The sequence below is a fragment of the Enterobacter cloacae complex sp. P27C genome, from assembly GCF_014895705.1.
Lineage (GTDB): Bacteria > Pseudomonadota > Gammaproteobacteria > Enterobacterales > Enterobacteriaceae > Enterobacter > Enterobacter bugandensis.
Genome location: NZ_JADBQB010000003.1, coordinates 61,024 through 82,529, shown reverse-complemented (window position 1 = coordinate 82,529; position 21,506 = coordinate 61,024). Strand labels below are relative to the sequence as shown.

Sequence of the window (21,506 nt, the reverse complement as noted above, 5' to 3'; positions counted from 1 at the left end):
AACACCAGCAGGTACGCCGGCCAGTTACGTATCTGACCGATTTTTTACATGCGGCGAAAAGTTAGTTAACCATTTGATAACCAGTCGCTAGTTTTGTCTAGTACCGGACCAGGGACTTTAAGATGAAAATTCGACGATTGTCTACTTTTCTGGATTTAAAGATGGTTGGGAGTGAATAGTGATTGACATCACACAGAGAGAACCGCCGGTATGATTGGGCCAAAAAAAGCCCGCGATAAACGCGGGCCTTTGTGAGATCGGCAATGATTATTTGCTTTTCTTAATGTGCTTAATCAAACGCTTACGCTTACGCATCTGGTTCGGCGTCAGGGTGTTGCGCTTGTTGGCGAACGGGTTTTCCCCTTCCTTAAACTGGATACGAATAGGCGTGCCCATCACGTCCAGCGATTTACGGAAGTAGTTCATCAGGTAGCGCTTGTAGGAATCCGGCAGGTCTTTCACCTGGTTGCCGTGAATCACCACGATTGGCGGGTTATAGCCACCGGCATGGGCATATTTCAGCTTCACGCGACGACCGCGCACCAGCGGCGGCTGGTGATCTTCCGCTGCCATATTCATGATACGGGTCAGCATGGCGGTGCTCTGACGACGGGTGGAGCTGTCGTAGGCTTCACGCACGGATTCGAACAGGTTACCGACGCCGCTGCCGTGCAGCGCAGAGATAAAGTGCACGCGGGCAAAGTCGATAAAGCCCAGACGGAAGTCCAGGGTCTCTTTCACCTGCTCACGCACTTCATTGCTCAGGCCGTCCCACTTGTTGACGACGATGACCAGTGAGCGCCCACTATTGAGGATAAAGCCGAGCAGAGAGAGATCCTGATCGGAGATACCTTCACGCGCGTCGATGACCAGCAGCACCACGTTGGCATCTTCAATCGCCTGCAGGGTTTTGATAACGGAGAATTTTTCCACCACGTCGGTGATTTTTCCGCGCTTACGTACACCGGCGGTGTCGATAAGGACATACTCACGTTCATCACGCTGCATCGGGATGTAGATGCTGTCACGCGTAGTGCCCGGCATGTCGTAAACCACCACGCGCTCTTCACCCAGAATACGGTTAGTAAGCGTAGACTTACCAACGTTTGGACGACCGACGATAGCCAGCTTGATCGGCAGATCCTGCGGGTTGAAGTCATCCTCAGGCTCTTCTTCTTCGCCCTCTTCACCGTCTTCGAACTGCGCCCAGTATGCAGCGTCTTCGTCCACCTCTTCCGGCGGGTTCACTTCGTCCACCCACGGCAGCAGAACGGTTTCCAGCAGGCTGGTCACACCGCGGCCATGCGATGCCGCAATCGGGTGGATATCCCCCATGCCCAGAGACCAGAAGTCCGCGATAGCCTGATCGGCATCGATGCCGTCAGTTTTGTTCGCCACCAGGAAAGTTGGCTTTTCGCGAGAACGCAGGTGCTTAGCGATTGCGGAGTCCGCCGGCATCAGGCCAGCGCGCGCATCTACCATGAACAGCACGACATCCGCTTCTTCAATCGCCAGCAAGGACTGTTCCGCCATGCGGGTTTCAACGCCGTCTTCTGTGCCATCAATACCGCCGGTATCAATACAGATGAACTCGCGTCCTTCCACCTCTGCACGACCGTACTTACGGTCACGCGTCAGCCCCGGGAAATCCGCAACCAGCGCATCACGGGTGCGTGTTAAACGGTTAAAAAGAGTGGATTTTCCAACGTTAGGGCGCCCGACAAGCGCGACCACAGGTACCATGTTTGAAGCCTCATAAAATTCAAATAAACGTCGCATTCGCGGCGTTTTTAAAAATGTCAAAACGGCTCCTGAGTGAACAGGAGCCGTTTAGTATACTACAACCGCCGGGTAATTAACGCGTGATCGCGTACAGCGTGCCGTCTTTTGCCTGAATCAGCAGTTTGCCGTCAGCCACAACCGGGTCGGTCAGGAAGCCTGAACCGTCCACTTTCTGCTGCGCCACGAAGCGGCCATTCTCTGGATCAACCCAGTGCATATAGCCTTCGCTGTCGCCAACCACCAGGCTACCGTTGTACAGCACTGGCGCGGTCAGCAGACGGTGCAGCAGATCGCTTTGCGTCCACAGCGTCACGCCGCCTTCGGTGCTCAGCGCCAGCAGGCGATCGTTCTGGTCAACCATATAGATGCGGTTACCGTCAACGATGAAATCATTCACAGAGCCCAGCTCACGTTTCCACATGATCTGGCCGCTGCGCAGGTCCAGCGCGGTCAGGTTGCCGTTATAGGCCAGGGCGTAAACCACACCGTCAACGATAACCGGAGTAGTGTCTACGTCGCTCAGGCGGTCGATTTCAGTTGAGCCAGTGGCCTGCGAGATACGCTGCTGCCAGATCATCTGGCCCTGCTGCATCAGCACGGCACTCACGCGACCGTTGTCACCGCCCACAATGGCAGCGCCAAATGCGGTTGCAGGTGCGGATTCACCGCGCAGAGAGAGCGCAGGCATATCCAGGTTAACGGTCCATTTCACCAGACCGTCCGCTTCGTTCAGCGCCTGCAGCTGGCCGTTGCTGGTATGGATCAGCACCAGCCCGTCGCTCACGACCGGACGTGACAAGGATTCACCGGCTACAGCGGTCTGCCATGCAACAGAACCATCGCTGGCATTCAGCGCGTAAACCTGCGCTTTTTCGCTGCCCACGTACACGTGACCACCGGAAACGGTCAGGCCGCCAGACAGCAGTGCAGGTTTACGGGAGAACCAGCCGTCTTTTTCCGCCAGGTTAACGGACCACACTTCTTTCCCGTCATCGGCGTTCACCGCTTTCACGGTACCTTTGCGGTCAGCGGCATAGACAACGCTGTCTGCATACGCAGGATGAAGGTTGGAATAGAAATCACCAATCCCACTGCCCACGGAGACATCCCACGCGGTGGATGGGGTAAACTGGTTTTCAACCGTCGGCAGTGGGGACATTTTCACAACGTCTTCTTCGCCACTGAACAGTGAACAACCACTTAATAACGTAACAGAAAGCAGTCCTGGCAGAAGTAATTTACGCAATTGCATCGGGTCCCTCTCAGACGGACAAATTATTTATTTTCATCTGCATCATTTCGCTCAGCGCAGGTGACGCTTTGCTCTCTACGCCAGCTTGCCACGCTTTACGCGCGCCCGCTTTGTCACCTTTGCTCAGCAGTGCTTCACCGCGCAGATCGGCAACGATGGCAACAAAACCTTCGCCTTTGATGGTATCGAGCGTTTTCAGCGCGTCGTCAGCTTTTTTCTGCTGAACCTGAATACGTGCCAGGCGCAGATTGATCACCGCTTTCAGGTTTTCATCGCTGGCAGCAGCAAGGCCCTGAGACAGCTGAGCAGCGGCTTTATCCAGTTCGTTTTTATCAACGTACTGCTGAGCCACTTCCAGCGCTGCCAGTGCACCGTAGGTGTTTTTGTTGTCAGCGGCAAATTTCTCTGCCGCAGCCAGCGTTTGCGGCTGGTCGGCACGAATCGCGCTAACGGTATTTTCATAGGACAGGGACGCGCCGCGCGCGGAATCCGCCTGATGGTTGTTCCAGTAACGCCAGCCCACCAGCGCACCCACACCTAAAATAACCCCAACAACCAGCGCTTTGCCGTTTTCAGCAAAGAAGCGTTTAATCGCGTCGACCTGATCGTGTTCGTTCTCGTACATTTCCACGCCGTCTTTCTCCTTAGCCCAATAGAGTGCGCAAGTGCGCCGCAACGCCGTCCTGCGTTACCGTTGTCTGCTCACCAGAGCGCAGGTCTTTTACTACCACTTCGCCGTTAGCCACTTCGGACTCGCCCAGCACCAGTGCAATACTTGCGCCCCACTTATCGGCACGAGCAAACTGTTTTTTGAAGTTGCCGCCGCCATGGTTGGTCATCAGCTTAACGCCCGGCAGCGCATCGCGCACGCGTTCGGCAAGCTGCATCGCCGCAGACTGCGTTTCCGCGCCTGAAGCCACCAGGTATATATCGACAACGGAATCTGCTTTAAATTCCGGATTAACTGCCTGCACCAGCAAAACAAGTCGCTCAAGACCCATCGCGAAGCCAACCGCAGGCGCCGCACGACCACCCAGTTGCTCAACCAGACCGTCATAACGGCCGCCGGCACACACGGTGCCTTGAGAACCGAGGCTGGTGGTTACCCACTCAAACACGGTGCGGTTGTAGTAGTCCAGACCGCGCACCAGACGCTGGTTCACGGTGTAGGCAATGCCCGCCGCTTCGAGCAGCTTGCACAGGCCGGTAAAGTGTTCGCGAGACTCGTCGTCCAGGTAGTCACCCAGCGCAGGGGCATCGTTCAGCAGCGCCTGAACATCAGGGTTTTTGGAATCCAGCACGCGCAGCGGGTTGCTGTACATGCGACGTTTGCAGTCTTCGTCCAGCTTCTCTTTATGCTGCTCCAGGAACGCCACCAGCGCATCGCGGTAGTTAGCGCGCGCTTCCAGAGAACCGATTGAGTTCAGTTCCAGCGAAACGTGCTCAGAGATACCGAGGGCGCGCCACCAGCGGGCGGTCAGCATAATCAGTTCGGCATCGATGTCCGGGCCCTGTAGGCCAAAGACTTCCACACCCAGCTGGTTAAACTGGCGATAACGACCTTTCTGCGGACGTTCGTGGCGGAACATCGGGCCGATATACCAAAGGCGCTGCTCCTGATTGTACAGAAGACCATGTTCGATGCCGGCGCGTACGCAGCCCGCCGTACCTTCCGGACGCAGGGTCAGGCTGTCGCCGTTGCGGTCCTCAAAGGTGTACATCTCTTTTTCAACCACGTCGGTTACTTCACCGATCGCGCGTTTGAATAACGGGGTCTGCTCTACAATCGGCAAACGGATTTCGCTGTAACCGTAGCTGCCGAGCACCTGCTTCAGCGTGCCTTCAATGCGCTGCCAGATGGCGGTTTCGCCAGGCAGGTAATCGTTCATGCCGCGGATGGCTTGAATGTTTTTTGCCACGTTTATTCTCTTTCTATATACAAAAAAAACCCAAAGAATGGGTTCAATCATACATGGGAAGCGGCACGCTTCCCATCACGTTATTTTTCAACCTGCTGAACGCTGATTCGCTGTGTCTCGTCCATCATCGCGGCTTTGGCGCGGATGCGGGCTTCAAGCTGGTCAATCATGTCGCTATTATCCAGACGATCTTTACGAACGCCATCTTCATAGAGACCACTTTTCTTGTTACCGCCGGTTACGCCCAGGGTTGAGACCAGCGCTTCACCCGGACCGTTCACGACACAGCCGATGATGGAGACGTCCATCGGGGTGATGATGTCTTCCAGACGCTGCTCCAGGGCATTCACCGTGCCGATCACGTCAAATTCCTGACGCGAACAGGTTGGGCAGGCAATGAAGTTGATCCCACGCGAGCGGATACGCAGCGATTTCAGAATATCGAAACCGACCTTGATCTCTTCTACCGGATCCGCCGCCAGCGAGACGCGCAGGGTGTCGCCGATCCCTTCGGAGAGCAGCAGGCCCAGGCCGATCGCAGACTTCACCGAACCGCTACGCAGGCCACCCGCTTCGGTGATCCCGAGATGCAGAGGCTGGTCGATCTGTTTTGCCAGCAGACGATACGATTCAACGGCCAGGAAAACGTCAGAGGCTTTTACGCTGACCTTGAACTGATCGAAGTTAAGACGATCCAGATGATCGACGTGACGCATGGCGGATTCGAGCAGCGCCTGCGGCGTTGGCTCGCCATACTTTTCCTGCAGATCTTTTTCCAGAGAGCCGGCGTTTACGCCGATACGGATTGGAATGTTTTTGTCGCGGGCGCAGTCAACCACCATGCGAATGCGTTCTTCATTGCCGATGTTGCCCGGGTTAATACGCAGGCAATCAACGCCGTATTCAGCAACTTTCAGCGCGATACGGTAGTCGAAGTGGATATCTGCAACCAGCGGCACGCTGACCTGCTGTTTGATCAGCTTGAACGCCTCAGCGGCATCCATCGTGGGCACTGAGACGCGAACAATGTCCGCGCCTACACGCTCTAATGCTTTGATTTGGTTGACCGTTGCTTCCACATCCGTGGTGCGCGTATTGGTCATCGACTGGACGGCGATAGGTGCCCCATCGCCGACTGGCACATTCCCAACGTAAATCCGTTTCGATTTTCTACGTTGAATCGGAGCCTGGTTATGCATGAAAAATCTCCCGCGTTGCCCGTCTGTTACTGTGCTGCTGATTGTTCGGCATTAACGGTAAGACGTGCAACCTGGTTAGTTCTGATAAAGCGGCTCAGGTCGACAGGTTTTCCTTGATACTGGATCTGTACCGCTGCCGGAGCGCCGATTTTAAGTTTGTAAGGTGCCTGACCCGTTAGGTTTAACGTGCCATCTTTCCGCTGCAGGCCGCTGAACAATTTTTTACCTGTCGCGTCAGTCACTTCCAGCCAACAGTCAGCCGTGAAGTTCATCACCAGCGCGTTTGGATCGGCGGCTGGCGCGGCGGTTGCCGCCGGGTCGGTCGGCAGGGACGCCGCGGCGTTGTTCGCTGGCTGAGTCGTTGCAGGGGCGTTCGCCGCAGTATCGACATTTGCCTGAGAAGGGGCGACGACCGCGTTTTGATCCTGAGCCTGAGGCGCAGCGGTGTTCGCCGTTGCGGCCGGAGCCTGTGCTGCATCGGTTGCCGGAGCCGTTGTTTGCGGCTCGCTTGAGGCCGCCGCACCGTCGGTGTTCAGCGGAACGCTCTGGGCACCACCATTGCTCGCCTGATTGAGTTCAGCGGAGGACTGATCGGCCATAGTGGTGATCTCTTCCTGCTGCGCCTTATGGTTTTGCCACCACCATGCGCCGGTCAGGCCGACAACAACAAACAGCACCAGCCAGGTAAAGCTCATCAGCCAGCCATCACGTTTTTTACGACGTTTCCCCAGGGAGAAAGTTTGCATCGGGGCAACTTTTGCTGCACGAACCGGTGCCTGCTTCTCCATCATTGGCAGTAATTCGTTTTCGGGGATGTGCACCAGTTTTGCGTAAGAGCGGATATAGCCGCGCAGAAATGTTGAAGCCAGATCGGCAGGCGCCTTATCTTCTTCAATATCGCGAACCGTGGAAACTTTCAGGCACAAGCGTTCTGCAACAGCTTGCTGGCTGAGTCCGAGTTGTTCACGGGCGTTGCGAAGACGAACGCCAGTGGAGAGTGCTTCATGTTGGTCGTGAGTGGCTTCAGTATTCATTCGCTACAACTACTGGTACGTGAAAAAAAGGGTTCAGGTGCCGGTGAGTCACAATGCCGCCCGCACCGCGAAACTTCAGGTCAGTTAACCTTGAACAGACAGTATAAGACTGTCAGCCGGTAGATGACAGTGCAGCTCTGCCCGCGTGGCTAAACTGTTGTTACGTCGTTACATACTGCCCGAAACTCATATGAAACGCACCGTAATTATTAATCAAACGTCACGAATCTGACTGATTATTCAGTCAGATTATGCATCACAGCGTAGATAATGCGCCGTGATGCATAATAATCAAACAGCTTTAACCGCAATGGTCTCGCCCTGCATGCGTTTACGCAGGGTACGTTTGGTACGGTCAATGACGTCACCAGCCAACTGTCCGCATGCAGCATCAATATCATCACCGCGGGTTTTACGCACGATGGTGGTGAAACCATACTCCATCAGCACCTTGGAGAAACGGTCGATACGGCTGTTCGAGCTACGGCCATACGGCGCGCCCGGGAACGGGTTCCATGGGATCAGGTTGATTTTGCATGGCGTATCCTTCAGCAGTTCAGCCAGCTGATGCGCGTGCTCAGTACCGTCGTTGACGTGGTCCAGCATCACGTACTCGATGGTGACGCGGCCCTGGTTTGCGTTGGATTTCTCCAGGTAGCGACGCACGGCAGCGAGGAAGGTTTCGATATTGTACTTTTTGTTAATCGGTACAATTTCGTCACGAATTTCATCGTTTGGCGCGTGCAGGGAGATAGCCAGCGCAACGTCAATCATGTCGCCGAGCTTATCCAGCGCAGGCACAACGCCTGAGGTAGACAGCGTCACGCGGCGCTTGGACAGGCCAAAACCGAAGTCATCCAGCATGATTTCCATCGCCGGCACCACGTTGGTCAGGTTCAGCAGCGGTTCGCCCATCCCCATCATTACCACGTTGGTGATCGGACGCGTGCCGGTCACTTTTGCTGCACCCACGATTTTCGCGGCGCGCCAGACCTGACCGATGATTTCAGACACGCGAAGGTTACGGTTAAAACCTTGCTGAGCCGTAGAGCAGAATTTGCACTCCAGCGCACAGCCCACCTGAGAAGAGACGCACAGCGTGGCACGATCGTCTTCCGGGATGTAGACGGTTTCAACGCGCTGATCGCCTACGGCAATCGCCCATTTGATGGTGCCGTCTGCCGAGCGCTGCTCTTCCACCACTTCCGGCGCGCGGATTTCAGCCACTTCTTTGAGCTTGTTGCGCAGCACTTTGTTGATGTCGGTCATCTCATCAAAGTTGTCGCTGCAGTAGTGGTACATCCATTTCATTACCTGATCGGCACGAAACGGCTTCTCACCCATATCTTTAAAGAACTCGCGCATCTGCTGACGGTTCAGGTCCAGCAGGTTAATTTTTCCATTTTTATTGGGAACCGCAGGAATGGCGACTTCGGAGGTATTCACTAGTTCAGACATAATTTTTTCCGGCCTCGTTGTTACACGTTGTGGCCCTTGGTGGGTTGAAAAGAAACGCCCCGGAAAGCGGTCTGCTCGTCCGGGGCGTTGCATTGTACAAAGTCTGGCGCAGGGATGCCACGTTTGCACGCGGCATTTACGAAATTATTAGCGAGTGCGCGGGCACACTTCGCCTTCAGCGAAGAAGAACGCGATTTCGCGCGCGGCAGACTCAACGGAGTCGGAACCGTGAGTGCCGTTCTCGGTGAAGCTGTCCGCGTAGTCAGCGCGCAGGGTACCTGCCAGCGCGTTGTCCGGGTTGGTTGCACCCAGCAGATCGCGGTGACGCTGTACCGCGTTTTCGCCTTCCAGCACGGAGACCACGATTGGACCGGAGGTCATGAACTCCACCAGGCCGTCAAAGAATGGACGACCTTCGTGCTCAGCGTAGAAGCCGCGAGCCTGCTCAACGGTCAGGTGCAGCATTTTGGTGCCAACGATCTTAAACCCTGCTGATTCAAAGCGAGCGAAGATGCTGCCAATAACGTTTTTTGCCACCGCGTTTGGTTTGATGATGGAAAAAGTACGTTCAATAGCCATTGATAACCTCTGTAAAATGTTCTGTTGTTTTGCATACCTGAGTATGGTGTGGCGCGGATTATAAAGAGCAATAGCGCCATTGCCTATGGTTCTGCATAACATTTTTTTAAAATGAGACGAAGATTAGCAACAGGCCGGATTTCGCATACCGTGTTGATGGCGTAAACAGAGCGGGCATTGCTTTTCATCAGGCGTAAATGACCAGAACTGGCGCTGGCACGTCAGGCAAACTGCTTTATATGCGGGAGTGGCCACGTTTTTTGCCGGTCCATCTGTTTCTGCGACGTTTATCGCCTCGTGCTGACATACTGCTTCACAGCCACCGCAGCCGGTACAGCGCCCGGTCTCCACCACCAGCGCGGCGTTCTCAAACCGAATCGCGTTTTCCGGGCAGCTTCGCCAGCACGCACCGCACAGCACGCACTTATTAATATCGAGTGCGATATCTGACTCGCTAAACGTCGAGAATGCCCTGCGCAGCTCCCGCGGCCCCGGGGAAACGCGACAGGCTTTTACATCCTCGCGGGGAACGTGCATCAGCGCACGACGAGCGATATTCACCTCGCCGATCGGTATGAGCTTAAACCCCCACTCCGCTTCACCACGGCGACGAAGCGCAAGATTAAGCCGGGCAAGCGCCAGCAGCCAGTCAGGGTATTGCTCTGCGTCGATACTGATAAAACGAACCTGGCGTTGCGCGTGCCACAGCAGCAGCTCATTCACCCCAGGTGCGCGTTCAGTAAAAGGCCCAACAAGGGTATCTCCACGCAGAAATCGCTTTCGCGGCGCGATGCCGGTAATGGCCCCGGAGGGGCAGACGAACAGGCAGTCACCGCATTCAATACAGCGATTTTCATCAACCGAGACGCCGGTTTCCGTAAAAGAAAAAGCCTGCGCTGGACAAACGTCCGCGCAGGCGCAGCAAGAAGCGTGGCGAAAACGGCGACGGACGCATGCATGCGTCACGTCCATCGCCGGGGCAAACGTCAATCTGCCCATCAGCCAATACTGAAGAAAACGAAGCGCAGCATCAGCTCACCCACAATCAGCAAGGCGCTGCCCAGCAGCAGCGTGCCGCGCGCCGCTTTCAGGCCGCCCGCAGCAAAGCAGAGCATACCTGCAACGGACACGCACCAGCTCAGCAGATGTACCGCGCGCAGCTGTTCGAGCATCCGTAGCGGAGCGTGAGGGAACGTCACCACGGTATTGTCCATGGCAGTGATGTCTGCCAGCCAGACGGGCTGCATCACCAGACGCACAAGCACCACCAGCGTGATAATGACAACCGCCGCACGCAAGGTGGTCTGGGAACGCATCCCAACTGCCATGCAGGCTGAACCGATGATACCCACCGAGCCGATAAACAGTACCAGCGTGTTAATGTGCTGCCAGGTCACCACGGACGCGTGCATGTAGATTTGTGCCATGCAGAACACGTCCACCAGCCCGACAAGACCCGCCACGGCCAAAAGCAGCTTCCAGCCTGGCTTATTGGAAAACATCAGCAGCACGGCGAGGCCAAGCGCCGCCAGGTAAAGACTGGCAAAGATAATCTCACGGCTCAGCCACGAGCTGGAGACGTGGCGTAGCGCGTTCAGGGCGTTGAGCGGATAGCCCATATGCAGCGCTGAGGCGAGCAGCCCCAGGCTCGCCAGCACAAACGCCCCAGCGGCAGGCAGCAGCGCGCTACGCGGTGTAGTTTGCGCTCCCCCGAACGCCAGCCAGAGCGTCACGCCAACCGATCCCTGCAGGAACAGCGTAAAAATCAGCAGCGGTAACTCATGCATGACGTTTCCCCTCTTTCTCTGCGCCCTGATGCGCTTTGATAACCAGGTTCGGTTTTGTAATCGAGGAATCAGGCAAGCCCTTCACATCGCATACCGCACCATATTTCGCCCGAAGTTCATCAATAGGCCCAAATTTGATCGCCTCAAGCGGACAGGTTGCCACGCAGACGGGCTGCTCGCCCTTCGCCTGCAGATCCACGCAAAAATCGCATTTGGACATCTGCCCGGTCTGCTCGTTGAGCTGTGGCGCGCCGTAAGGGCAAGACCACGCGCAGTAGCCGCAGCCAACGCACTTGTCCGTATCGACGCGCACGATGCCGTCGCCCGGACGCTTGTGCATTGCGGTGGTCGGGCAGTTTTTGGTGCAGATCGGGTCCGCACAGTGGTTACAGGAAATAGAGAGCGTGTAGGCAAAAACGTTGTTGCTAACGCCGCCCTGCCCGGTTGGGATGAAATTCCCGCCGTTGACTTCGTATACGCGACGGAAACGACGTCCGACCTCAAGGTTGTTTTTGTCTTTGCACGCCACCTGGCATGCCTTGCAGCCCGAGCAGCGGGAAGAGTCAATATAGAAACCCAGCTGTTTATCGCTCACCGGCGCGTAGTGTTTAAACTGACTCATGCTTTAGCTACCTCCACCAGCATGGTTTGATGGGAATTCCCTTTCGCAAGCGCGGTAATACGGGCAGAGCTGAGCACGTTCGCGCAGCCGCCTTTATCGACGCCCTGTTCGTCCGGCTGCCACCAGGCGCCTGCCTGCATGGCAACAACGCCCGGAATGATGCGCGGCGTGACTTCAGCCGGAATTTCACAAATGCCGCGCGCGTTATGAATGCGCACGGTATCCCCCTGGGAAATGCCGCGCTTTTGCGCGTCCTGCGGGTTGATCCACAGCTTTTGCTGCTGCGCCTCAATCAGCCACGGGTTGGCGTACTGGGTTGAGTTAGCACGGTTTTTCCCTTTCCAGGTGATCAGCTGCAGCGGGAAAGTTTTCGCCAGTTCGTCTTCCGGCCCTTCGTGGGCGGGCACGTAGTGCGACAGCGCCGGAATCTCCGGGTGCTGCATGTCGTACAGACGCTTCGAGAAGATCTCAATTTTCCCTGAGGGCGTCGGGAACGGATGATTTTGCGGATCGCGAATATTGTCTTCAAAAGCGACGAACGGCGCGCTTTTGAAAAGATGCTGGCGCGTCTTTTGTAACGTCGCGAAGTCCGGCAGGTTTTCATCTGGCATGGAGAGCCGCGTCTGCTCCCAGATGTGCTCAATCCACGCTTTTTCGTCACGGCCCTCGCTGAATGCAGGTTCGACGCCAAGCTTAGCAGCAACTTCCCGCAGCCAGTCGTAGTCTGAACGGCGTTCGAATTCAGGTTCAATCAGCTTTTCCGACAGGATCAGATAGCTTGCCGTGCCCCAGGTTTCGCCGATATTCCAGCGTTCCATAAAGCTGGTTTCCGGCAGGAGAAGATCGGCGTATCTGGCGCTCGGCGTCATAAACAGATCGCTTGCGACGATAAACTCAATTTTCGACTCGTCTTCCAGCACGCGCGTCGCCTGATGCAGATCCGGGTTCTGGTTAGCCAGATAATTTCCCGCCAGCGAAAACAGGATACGGATATTACTGTCCAGCTTCTCTGCATCCTTCAGGCCGTCTTCCGCCGTTACCTTAGAAGCATCATCGGCGGCCTGCACCCAGTTCATCACCGATATTTTGGCTTTTACCGGGTTATCCGGCATCTCCGGCCCGGCAGCAAATTTACGATTAGCGCAGCCGCCATAGCCTGCCGCCCAGCCGCCCTTCACCCCAACGTTACCCGTCAGCGTTGCCAGTAACGTCGAGCCGCGCGCGGTGCGCTCGCCGCAGTTATGGCGCTGCGGTCCCCAGCCCTGGATCAGCGCGGCGGGTTTGGTGGTTGCGTAGTCGCGCGCCAGCTGACGAATGGTCTGCGCAGGCACGTGGGTGATTTTCTCTGCCCACTCGGGCGTTTTCGCCACGCCATCTTTTGCGCCGCTCAGATAAGCCATCAGGGATTCATTGGCCGGAACGCCTTCCGGCATGGATGCTTCGTCAAAGCCCAGGGTATAGCGCTGGATGAAGTCGAGATCGTGCAGATTCTCCGTGACGATCGTGTACATCATCGCGTCCATCAGGGCGTTGTCTGTTGTGGGAAGCAGCGGGATCCACTGGTCAGCCAGGGAGGAAACCGTATCGGAATAGCGCGGATCGACAACGATAAAGCGCGTGCCGTTTTGCTTCATCTTCTGATAGAAGTAGTTGCTGTGACCAAAGATCGTCTCCGTCGGGTTATGTCCCCAGAGAATGACCAGTTTGGTGTCCAGCAGCGTGTCCAGAGAGCTGCCGCTGGCGGCAGTACCGTAGGTATACGGCGTGGCTGCCGCCGTGTTGCCCATACTGACCGAGTGATAGCTTTCAAGATAGCCGCCGGTTAAGTTAAGCAGACGACGAACCATTTTATCGCCGGAAAACGTTCCGCCGGATACCGCAGTGCCCACATGCACATAGCGTGAGGCAGCGCCGTATTTTTGTGTAATCGTTTTTAATTGATTCGCAATAAGCGTGGTGGCTTCATCCCAGGTAATACGCTCGAATTTTCCTTCGCCACGTTTACCCACGCGTTTCATTGGATATTTAAGCCGATCGGGATGATAAACAAATTTCCGATAAGCGCGGCCACGAACGCAGGCGCGCATTATCGGCATCTCCGGATCTAACGCATTGTCCGGGCGGGTAGAAATTCGGGTTACAACGCCCTCACTAACGTGAGCACGAATATCACACTTCCCGCCACAGTCAAACGTGCTACAGGTCTGCACGACTTTTTCTTCAGGCGTCACGTCTGCTGCCACCGTGCTCTGTGCCCGTGCTTTGCTGGTTGTCACCACAAACGGGAGTGCGGCCAGAGCCGATCCTGCCTGAATAAAATGCCGCCGGGACAGGGCAGGAATAAGACCCTCTTCCTGATTTTTATTCTCTTTCATTGCTCGTTCCTACAAATAAAAACGCATTCTCGTTTTTTTTCAGGAACGCATATTGATAATTATCAAGCTAACTCTTCAGAGGTAATACTTAACGGTCTAATTCAAAATTGACCGTCGCCGTTTGGCCTGATTTATCCATTACCAGTAATTGATATTCACCCGGTAAATATAATTTTAATGAATAATTATAATTCCGCCCCGCTAAAGGCTCTCCATTTAAAAACCACCAGCGCTCCCCTTCCCCTCCTGTTGAAATAACAGAAAGCGTGACATTACCTTCACCGGGAAGTCGCTTAATAACAGCCCCCTCTCTGATACCCGAAATCATAAGCGGCGCTACATTGTTATTGTCCAGAGGCGGACAGTCAGTTGATCGGGCAGGGAGACGCGCAGCCCTTTTTTCAGCAGCGGGCAACCAAGGCTCCAGCGGCAGCGGCCAGACGTCCAGGACTTTCTCTGTAGCATCGGGGCAATCTGCGGCCACACGTTTGCCCTTTTTATCCACCCAGACCGGGAAACGAATGCCGCGAATACCTTCCTGCTCCGGCAGCAGCAGCGTGGGTGGTTCACTCCCTTCCAGCAGCCAGGTCGAAAGACGACGCCGACAGTTTTCACTGCCTTCCGGCAGCGACTGGCCGCCCGGCCAGCAGATCACGCCCCGCCCGACGCTCTCCGGACGCGGATCGCGCGGCAGACGGGCTTCGTCTACCGTTGAGCGCGACTGAAGCAGGTTATTGACCTGGTTTAATAGCGGCACTGCACTGGCGAAACCAAACTGCCCCGCCACTGGCGTGCCGTCCGGTCGTCCGGTCCAGATGCCTATCACGTAGCGGGCATTCAGACCGATGGCCCAGGCATCACGGTAGCCGTAGCTGGTGCCGGTTTTCCATGCCAGCGGGGCGATTTGCGGTAGCGCACTGTCCGGCAGCGGCTGCGCTTCATTCGCCAGAATACGGCGAATAATCCACGCCGAGCCTGGCGATAACAGCGGACGTTCAGTGAACGGATCGCCCGGCTGTAAGCGCAGCCGGCCCGCCTTGCCATGCCTTGCAAAGGCGCTGTACGCGGCGGCGATATCCGCCAGCCTCGCGCCTGCGCCACCCAGGATCAGCGACAGATTCGGCTGCGCTCCGGCAGGCAGGATCAGCGGCAGGCCTGCGTTACTCAGCATCCCGGCAAACCGTTTGGGACCGTAGGCTTCCAGCACCTGGACGGCTGGCAGGTTGAGCGAGCGCACCAGCGCTTCACTCATGCTGACCGGCCCGTGGAACCCGCTGTCAAAATTTCCCGGGCGATAATCACCGGTTTTTCTGGGCACGTCCTGAAGCAGCGAGGCGGGATGGATCAGGCCATCATCCAGCGCCATACCGTAGATAAACGGTTTCAATACCGAGCCCGGGGATCGGATCGCGTTAACCATATCCACATGGCTGAAACGCGTGTCATCATTGATATCCACCGAGCCGACCCAGCCGCGCACCTTCATGTCGGTATGATCGACCACGATCATCGCCAGCGAACTGCGTGCCGGCAGGCGGGATTTCCAGTTCATCGCCAGCTCTTCCAGCTGCCGTTGCAGTCCGGCATCCAGCGTAGTGACAATCTTTGTGTCGCGGCTTTTGCCGAGCATCATGCGTGCAAAGAGCGGGGCCAGCTGCGGCATCTGCCGGGGAGCCAGCCATACCGGCTCTTCACGGGACTCTTTCACCTGCTTTGCTGACCAGACGCCCTGAATCATCATGCGATCGAGCACTTTGTTGCGTGCCGCTTCGGCCCGCTCGGGCCAGCGATCCGGGCGCAGACGGCTGGGTGCCTGCGGCAGTACCGCCAGCAACGCCGCGTCGGAGTAGCTCAGCTGCGACGGGGGTTTCCCAAGGTAGGTCCAACTTGCTGCTCCCACGCCCTGCAGCGTGCCGCCAAACGGAGCACGATTGAGATAGAGCGTAAGAATGTCACGCTTAGAGAGGTGCCATTCCAGCTGCATCGCCCGCCAGAGCTGGCGAATTTTGCCGCCAAAGGTGCGCGGATGCGGATCCAGCAGGCGTGCCACCTGCATGGTAAGCGTGCTTCCTCCCGAAACCACTCTTCCGGAACTGAGATCCTGCCAGGCGGCGCGCAGGACAGAGAGCGGGTTTACGCCCGGATGCTCCCAGAACCAGCGATCTTCGTACTGGATCAGAGCCTCAAGATAACGGGGAGAAACCTCTTCAATGGTCACCGGGTAGCGCCAGATGCCTTCGCTGTCGGCAAAACGCCAGAGCGGCGCGCCCTTCTCGTCCACCACAACTCGTGCGGGGTTAACCTCTTTCAGAGGCAGCGGCCACAGGCGGTCGGCGGCGACAATCAGCCCCCCTAAAACGAGAAGCGCTCCCGCCAGCCAAAGCCAGCGGGAGCGTGTCAGACGCGCTATCAACATATTACGGAACAACAATCAGCGGGCCGCTGGCCGCACCCGTTGCCCGCCACTGCGGAACGTACATAGACTCCACCATCGGAACCGGCACCTGGTAGGTGCCCGGCGTTACGGCACGGGCCAGATAAACCAGCGTAACCGGCTGACCTTCGTTTACCGGCACGGCGGCCACAAAGCGGTCGTCGCGGAACTCCATGTGCTGAATGTCCGCCTGCTGCATCTGGCTGAGCAGGTTCTGCACTTCGCTGCCGCTGTCCTGCAGGCTTGCGCTGCTGCTCGCCAGGTTCTGGTTTTCCAGCTCCAGACCAGCAGGGAGGAGATCCACAACCAGCGCATCCGGCACGTTCTGGCTGGCTTTCACTTCAAGCAAGACCAGCACCAGCTCACCGCTCTTCAGCGAAGAGAGCGATTTGCTGCTGCCATCGGTTGCCAGGATATGACGTTCAACCTGCAGCACGTTGGAACTCGGCTGAGGCGCATATTCCGGATAGCCGGTGCTGTCCAGACGTACCCACAGCGGTGCCGTGCCGGTATTGGTTACCTGAAGCGCACCAAGCTGGTCGCCGCTTACGTTTTGTACCTGCGCCTTATCGCCGCCTGATGCGGTATCAGACAACGTGGTTTTCGCCTGCCACTCGCCTGACAGGGTTTGCAGCGAACGTCCGGCCAGGAACAGCGCATTGCTCTCCTGGGTGGATAGCCAGCGCTGGCTGAATGCCTGTTCAGAAAGAGCATTCAGCAGCGTATTTTGCGCATCCGGCAGCAATTTATACTCCTCCAGAAGGGAGAGCATTAGTGCGTTATCGCGAAGCGGGCTGCCGTAATCGGCCATCCATGTTTTTCTGTCGTTACGCGGCGTTTTGAGCGCCAGATCCAGCGCCTGTTGGCTGCGCGGCGCATCGCCCATCAGTTTGAGCGCCATGCCCAGCTGCATCAGCGGCAGCCCGGAAGCCGCCTGCCCGTGGCGCTCCCAGATTTCACGCAGCGCGCCGAGCGGGGCTTTTTGCTGACGCGCCAGCACCAGCGAGGCATACGCCTGCACGGCAAATTTGCTGGCCTGGGTGTCGTCGCTGTAGCGGATAGACATCATGCCCGGATCCTGCAGGTAGCGCAGCAGACGGTTGTTGGCGTTGTTCACCGCATCGGCAGGTACGCTATAACCCTGCTCGCCCGCGCGCACCAGGAAGTCAGTCACATAGGCGGTCAGCCAGTACTCTTCTGGCCCGTTTTTATCCCACAAGGCAAAACCGCCATCATCACGCTGCATCTGCAGCAGACGGGAGATCCCAATATCAATGGCAGCACGGCGCTTGTCATCGGTATCTCCTTTTATACCAAGCGCGGTAAGCTGCGCGGCGTTGGTATAGAGTGACGGGAACAGGCCGCTGGTGGTCTGCTCCAGGCAGCCATACGGATACGCCTGCAGTTCACGAATATAGCGCGCCAGGTTGAGCGGTGGTTTGCCGCTCAGCAGCAGTTGCCCCTGCAGGGTGGCAGGAGAGAAACCGTTGCTGTGCTGCGCCGGTGCGGTCCAGGACTCGCCGGGGTTCAGCATGGCACCGGTATTGACCGTCTGCGCCGGGAATGCCGGACGTACGCCAATTTTCCAGCTTTTCTGCTGCGGTGCGAAGGTTTCGCCCGGAAGCTGCAGGCCGGTCACCTGCGCGGTCACTTCACCGTCGCCATAACCCTCCAGTGCGCGCACCGGAATAAACAGGGTACTGCGCGCGCCCGGCGGCAACTGAACCGGCTGCGGCTGTGCACCTTCCAGAGACAGTTTGCCTGTCGCGCTCAGGGCGACGTTCAGCGATTGCGGTTTGTCGGTCAGGTTAGTGAGATCCAGCGTCAGCCGTGAGGTATCTCCACTTGCCAGGAAGCGCGGAGTATTAAGCTCGGTAATAACCGGCGCGGCCACCACAACCTTGCTTTCGCTGCTGCCGAAATCATCTTCCGTCCACGCCTGCGCCATCAGACGCAGTTCGCCGTTGAAATCACCAATCGGCAGCGTAACGGTGCCTTCTCCGTTGGCATCCAGCGTAACCGGCTGAGCCTGCTGGGCAATAATGGTGACGTGGTTCACCGGCGGTTTACCGCCGCGCTTGAGTTCATCGCCGTCACCACCGAAACGCAGCGCGGCCATGCGGCCCTGCCCTTCAATGACCTGGCCGTAGATATCATAGATATCGGCGCCGTAACGCTTCTGGCCGAAGAAGGCCTGCCACGGATCCGGCGTAACGTAATCGGTAATGTTCAGCACGCCGCTGTCCACCGCCGACACCAGCACGTTCACTTTCTGCGGAACCGCCCCCTCTTTCACGCTGGCATTCACCTTCACGGAGAGCGTCTGGTTTGGACGCATTTTCTGCGGGTTATCCAGCGCGATGTTCAGGCGGCGATTTTCGTCGCCCATCGGCAGATGCAGCAGACCGACCGCGCGCTTCGGCGTGGCGGATTTGGATTTATCGCCAGGACGCACCACCAGCGTACTGAGATAGAGATCGTGACGTTTCCAGGCTTTATCCACCGGAATGGAAAGATCGAGCCCGTTTGCCGGTACGTCGATCTCTTTCCACCACAGCGGTCCTTCGCTGGATTCGATCATGGCATAGCCCTTACCTGCGGCTGGCGCTGCAATGTGCAGCTGGATGGTATCGCCTGGCTGATAGGCCGGTTTATCCAGTTTCAGGGTCACGCGGTCAGGGCGCGCCGCACCCGTGCCGTCGCTGTTATCCTGCCAGCTGTAACCTGCCCAGAAGCGCACGCTGCTGACCACATCATCAGGCGCTTTCACTTCCAGTCGGTATGAGCCCCACTCCACCGGGAAGGTGACTTTGCCGGTTTCATCGGCCTTAAGGCTAAGCTCCTGCTCGCCCTCAACGAGATCTTTTTGATCGAATTGAGACTGCCAGCCTTCGCTCTCGGACCAGTTCCAGAAGTAGTCGCGACGCTCGCGGATCAAACGAACCTGCAAACCGGATACCGCTTTTTTCGCCCCGCTGGCATCGGCATAGACGATGTCAAAGCTGGCGTTGCCGTTCTCGTCGACGATCGGTTGGTTGACGGTGGTATCGGTACGGTAGTCGTAGACCGCCTTACTGGCGAACTGCGGACGGATACCCGGCAGTTGCGCCGCCGGCCAGATAGCCTGCTCCGCGCGGCGCGTCACCGGACGACCGCCTGATTCCAGCAGGCTGGCCTGCAGGATCAGCTGCAGCGGCGAGTGTACCTCTTTCCACTGGCTTTCGGTGGTCACCTGCCCGCGCCCCTGCTCATCCAGCGTAAGCTGCACTTCATCCAGACTGCGGCTCAGGTTTTCTTCCGCAATATCACCAAACTGGAAGCCAGGCAGCGCAGGGACGGCGTCGCGCAGCGGACGCAGGAAAAGCTGGCCCTGAAGAGAATTGCCGTTGGCCGGAGCGCCATACAGGTAATAGCCCACAATGTTGAAGTCCACCTCATCCTGTGGGGAAACCGGTGCTTTTTGTCCCGTCAGATTGAGCGCCATACGCTCGGGCATAAAATCTTCGACGTGGAAATCCCACAGGCGCTGCTGGTTATCACCGGTATTCGCGCGAATATGCCACATGCCGGTCTGCGCGCCGCTATCCAGCGGGTAATTGAAGCGGTAGAGGCCGTTCTCAGGCTGAACAACGATCGTGCGTGCCACCTGGCCGTCCGGGCGCAGCACGTCAAGCTTCACGGGCTGATCGGGAAGCGGTTTTCCGTCGCTGTCGCGCAGCAGGCCGTTAAGGATCACAGTTTCACCCGGACGATAAAGATCGCGCGGGCCAAACATAAAGAATTGCTTGCTGAAGCCGGGGCTACCGGCGATGTCGAACTCTGCCAGGTCGAGCGCTGGCAGCTTGAGATCGAGCAGCGTAGTCTGGCCGTCTTTGCTGGCGAGGATCAGCGCGGCTTCTTTGTCTGTTTCAAGCTTCGCATGGCCGTCGGCGTCGCTGCTGGCTTCGGCGAGCGTCTGACCTTTGTCATTCAGCAGCGTGACGGTGACGCCGGACTGCGCCGCACCGTTTTCCAGGCTCTGGGTGAAAATGTCCAGCCGGTTATGATAGCGGTGAGCAGACAAACCGATATCGCTCAGGGTAAAGAGCGTTGCGGCATTGCTGTAGTTGTAGTGCCCTGCCTGGTTCATGACGGCGATATAAACGCCGGACTGCTGAAGCGGCTTGATATCTTTAAGCGGCAGGAGCAGTTTTTCACGCGTGTTGCGCGCCGGGTTGAGGTCAAAACGACCGGTATAGACCAGTTCCGCCATCTTCAGCAGATTGTCAGATTCCCAGTTGGTCAGCGAGTTGCGGTACTCCCACTGACTGACAAACGAGGCCAGCGATTCCGGCTTCACGCGGTAGAAATTGACGTCCACATTGTTGACGTTAAGCGCCATCACCGGCAGCCCTTCCACCACCTTGCCCGGCAGCAGCGAGCCGCGGCTGGCGAAACCGACCGACGGCTCTATATCTCGCGTGGTCAGGGCTTTTTCATAATCAATGCCAAAGGTCGCTTTGTTCAGCGCCACCAGGCCACGATCCACGGTGATAACCAGATTACGGTTTGGCTCCAGATGGCGCAGGCGAAGCTCTTTCAGGTTAGGCGCAAGTTCCCACGCCCCGTCAACTTTGCCGCTTTTCTTATCCACAACATGCACTGTTTTCGCGAAATCCTGTTCCGGATCCATCGGGACAGAGAAGGTCAGCACCAGCGTAGCGGCGCCGTCCAGTTGCACTTCAGACGCATCAAGCAGAGTCAGCGCTTTTCCCTGACTCTGGGCGGCCATTTTAGCCAGCTTTTCAGCGTCGGGCTTTTCCGCGGCTTTCGGTGTTGATGCGGTGGATGCTGCGGCAGCCGCAGCCTGAGGTTTATCGTCGCTGTTATCACAGGCGACAAGCGTAAAGGTGGTGAGCAGCGCGAGAGAGATCGCGGCTAAGCGAAACGGTTTCATCCTGTGTCCCTGGCCTGAGGGGGCCTGTTGGTCGTCGTCCGGATAAGTATTATCCGCAAGTTTCGTTAATACAAAAAGTCCAATTTAAGAATCTGGAAAGCGCCTCGCATAATGGCATCACGCCGCTAC

At 57.1% G+C, this 21,506-nt stretch carries 14 protein-coding genes; all 14 read right to left on the bottom strand.

The features are described 5' to 3' along the window. Positions 1-267: 267 nt before the first annotated feature. Positions 268-1,743, bottom strand: a complete 1,476-nt coding sequence (gene der, locus IM291_RS06615; RefSeq protein WP_028014057.1) for a ribosome biogenesis GTPase Der — start codon at positions 1,741-1,743, stop codon at positions 268-270. A gap of 112 nt (positions 1,744-1,855) precedes the next feature. Then, entirely contained in the window at positions 1,856-3,034 is a 1,179-nt protein-coding gene (gene bamB / locus IM291_RS06610; RefSeq protein ID WP_028014058.1) for an outer membrane protein assembly factor BamB, read from the bottom strand. A gap of 10 nt (positions 3,035-3,044) precedes the next feature. Further along, entirely contained in the window at positions 3,045-3,665 is a 621-nt protein-coding gene (locus IM291_RS06605; RefSeq protein WP_192979381.1) for a YfgM family protein, read from the bottom strand. A gap of 13 nt (positions 3,666-3,678) precedes the next feature. After that, positions 3,679-4,953, bottom strand: coding sequence for a histidine--tRNA ligase (hisS, locus tag IM291_RS06600; protein ID WP_028014060.1), 1,275 nt, complete (start codon positions 4,951-4,953; stop codon positions 3,679-3,681). Between the two features lie 80 nt (positions 4,954-5,033). After that, complete coding sequence (ispG, locus tag IM291_RS06595) at positions 5,034-6,152, bottom strand: flavodoxin-dependent (E)-4-hydroxy-3-methylbut-2-enyl-diphosphate synthase (RefSeq protein WP_025757688.1); 1,119 nt, start codon at positions 6,150-6,152, stop codon at positions 5,034-5,036. Positions 6,153-6,178: 26 nt separating this feature from the next. After that, entirely contained in the window at positions 6,179-7,186 is a 1,008-nt protein-coding gene (gene rodZ / locus IM291_RS06590; protein ID WP_192986415.1) for a cytoskeleton protein RodZ, read from the bottom strand. A gap of 291 nt (positions 7,187-7,477) precedes the next feature. Continuing rightward, on the bottom strand, positions 7,478-8,644 hold the full coding sequence (locus tag IM291_RS06585; protein WP_028014062.1) for a bifunctional tRNA (adenosine(37)-C2)-methyltransferase TrmG/ribosomal RNA large subunit methyltransferase RlmN: 1,167 nt from the start codon (positions 8,642-8,644) through the stop codon (positions 7,478-7,480). Between the two features lie 147 nt (positions 8,645-8,791). After that, positions 8,792-9,223, bottom strand: coding sequence for a nucleoside-diphosphate kinase (gene ndk / locus IM291_RS06580; protein WP_003860625.1), 432 nt, complete (start codon positions 9,221-9,223; stop codon positions 8,792-8,794). Between the two features lie 123 nt (positions 9,224-9,346). Further along, a complete protein-coding gene (locus IM291_RS06575) occupies positions 9,347-10,222 on the bottom strand; it encodes a 4Fe-4S dicluster domain-containing protein (protein ID WP_028014063.1) in 876 nt (291 codons plus the stop codon). Continuing rightward, positions 10,222-11,010, bottom strand: coding sequence for a DmsC/YnfH family molybdoenzyme membrane anchor subunit (locus IM291_RS06570; RefSeq protein WP_192986413.1), 789 nt, complete (start codon positions 11,008-11,010; stop codon positions 10,222-10,224). Before IM291_RS06570 ends, IM291_RS06575 begins: the two co-directional genes overlap by 1 nt. After that, positions 11,003-11,632, bottom strand: a complete 630-nt coding sequence (locus IM291_RS06565; RefSeq protein ID WP_003860631.1) for a DMSO/selenate family reductase complex B subunit — start codon at positions 11,630-11,632, stop codon at positions 11,003-11,005. Before IM291_RS06565 ends, IM291_RS06570 begins: the two co-directional genes overlap by 8 nt. After that, on the bottom strand, positions 11,629-14,007 hold the full coding sequence (locus IM291_RS06560; protein WP_192986411.1) for a DMSO/selenate family reductase complex A subunit: 2,379 nt from the start codon (positions 14,005-14,007) through the stop codon (positions 11,629-11,631). Before IM291_RS06560 ends, IM291_RS06565 begins: the two co-directional genes overlap by 4 nt. A gap of 88 nt (positions 14,008-14,095) precedes the next feature. Beyond that, positions 14,096-16,423 (bottom strand): peptidoglycan glycosyltransferase PbpC, encoded by a 2,328-nt coding sequence (gene pbpC, locus IM291_RS06555; protein WP_192971204.1) that lies wholly within the window; start codon positions 16,421-16,423, stop codon positions 14,096-14,098. A gap of 1 nt (position 16,424) precedes the next feature. Continuing rightward, entirely contained in the window at positions 16,425-21,377 is a 4,953-nt protein-coding gene (locus tag IM291_RS06550) for an alpha-2-macroglobulin (protein WP_192986409.1), read from the bottom strand. Between the last annotated feature and the right edge of the window lie 129 nt (positions 21,378-21,506).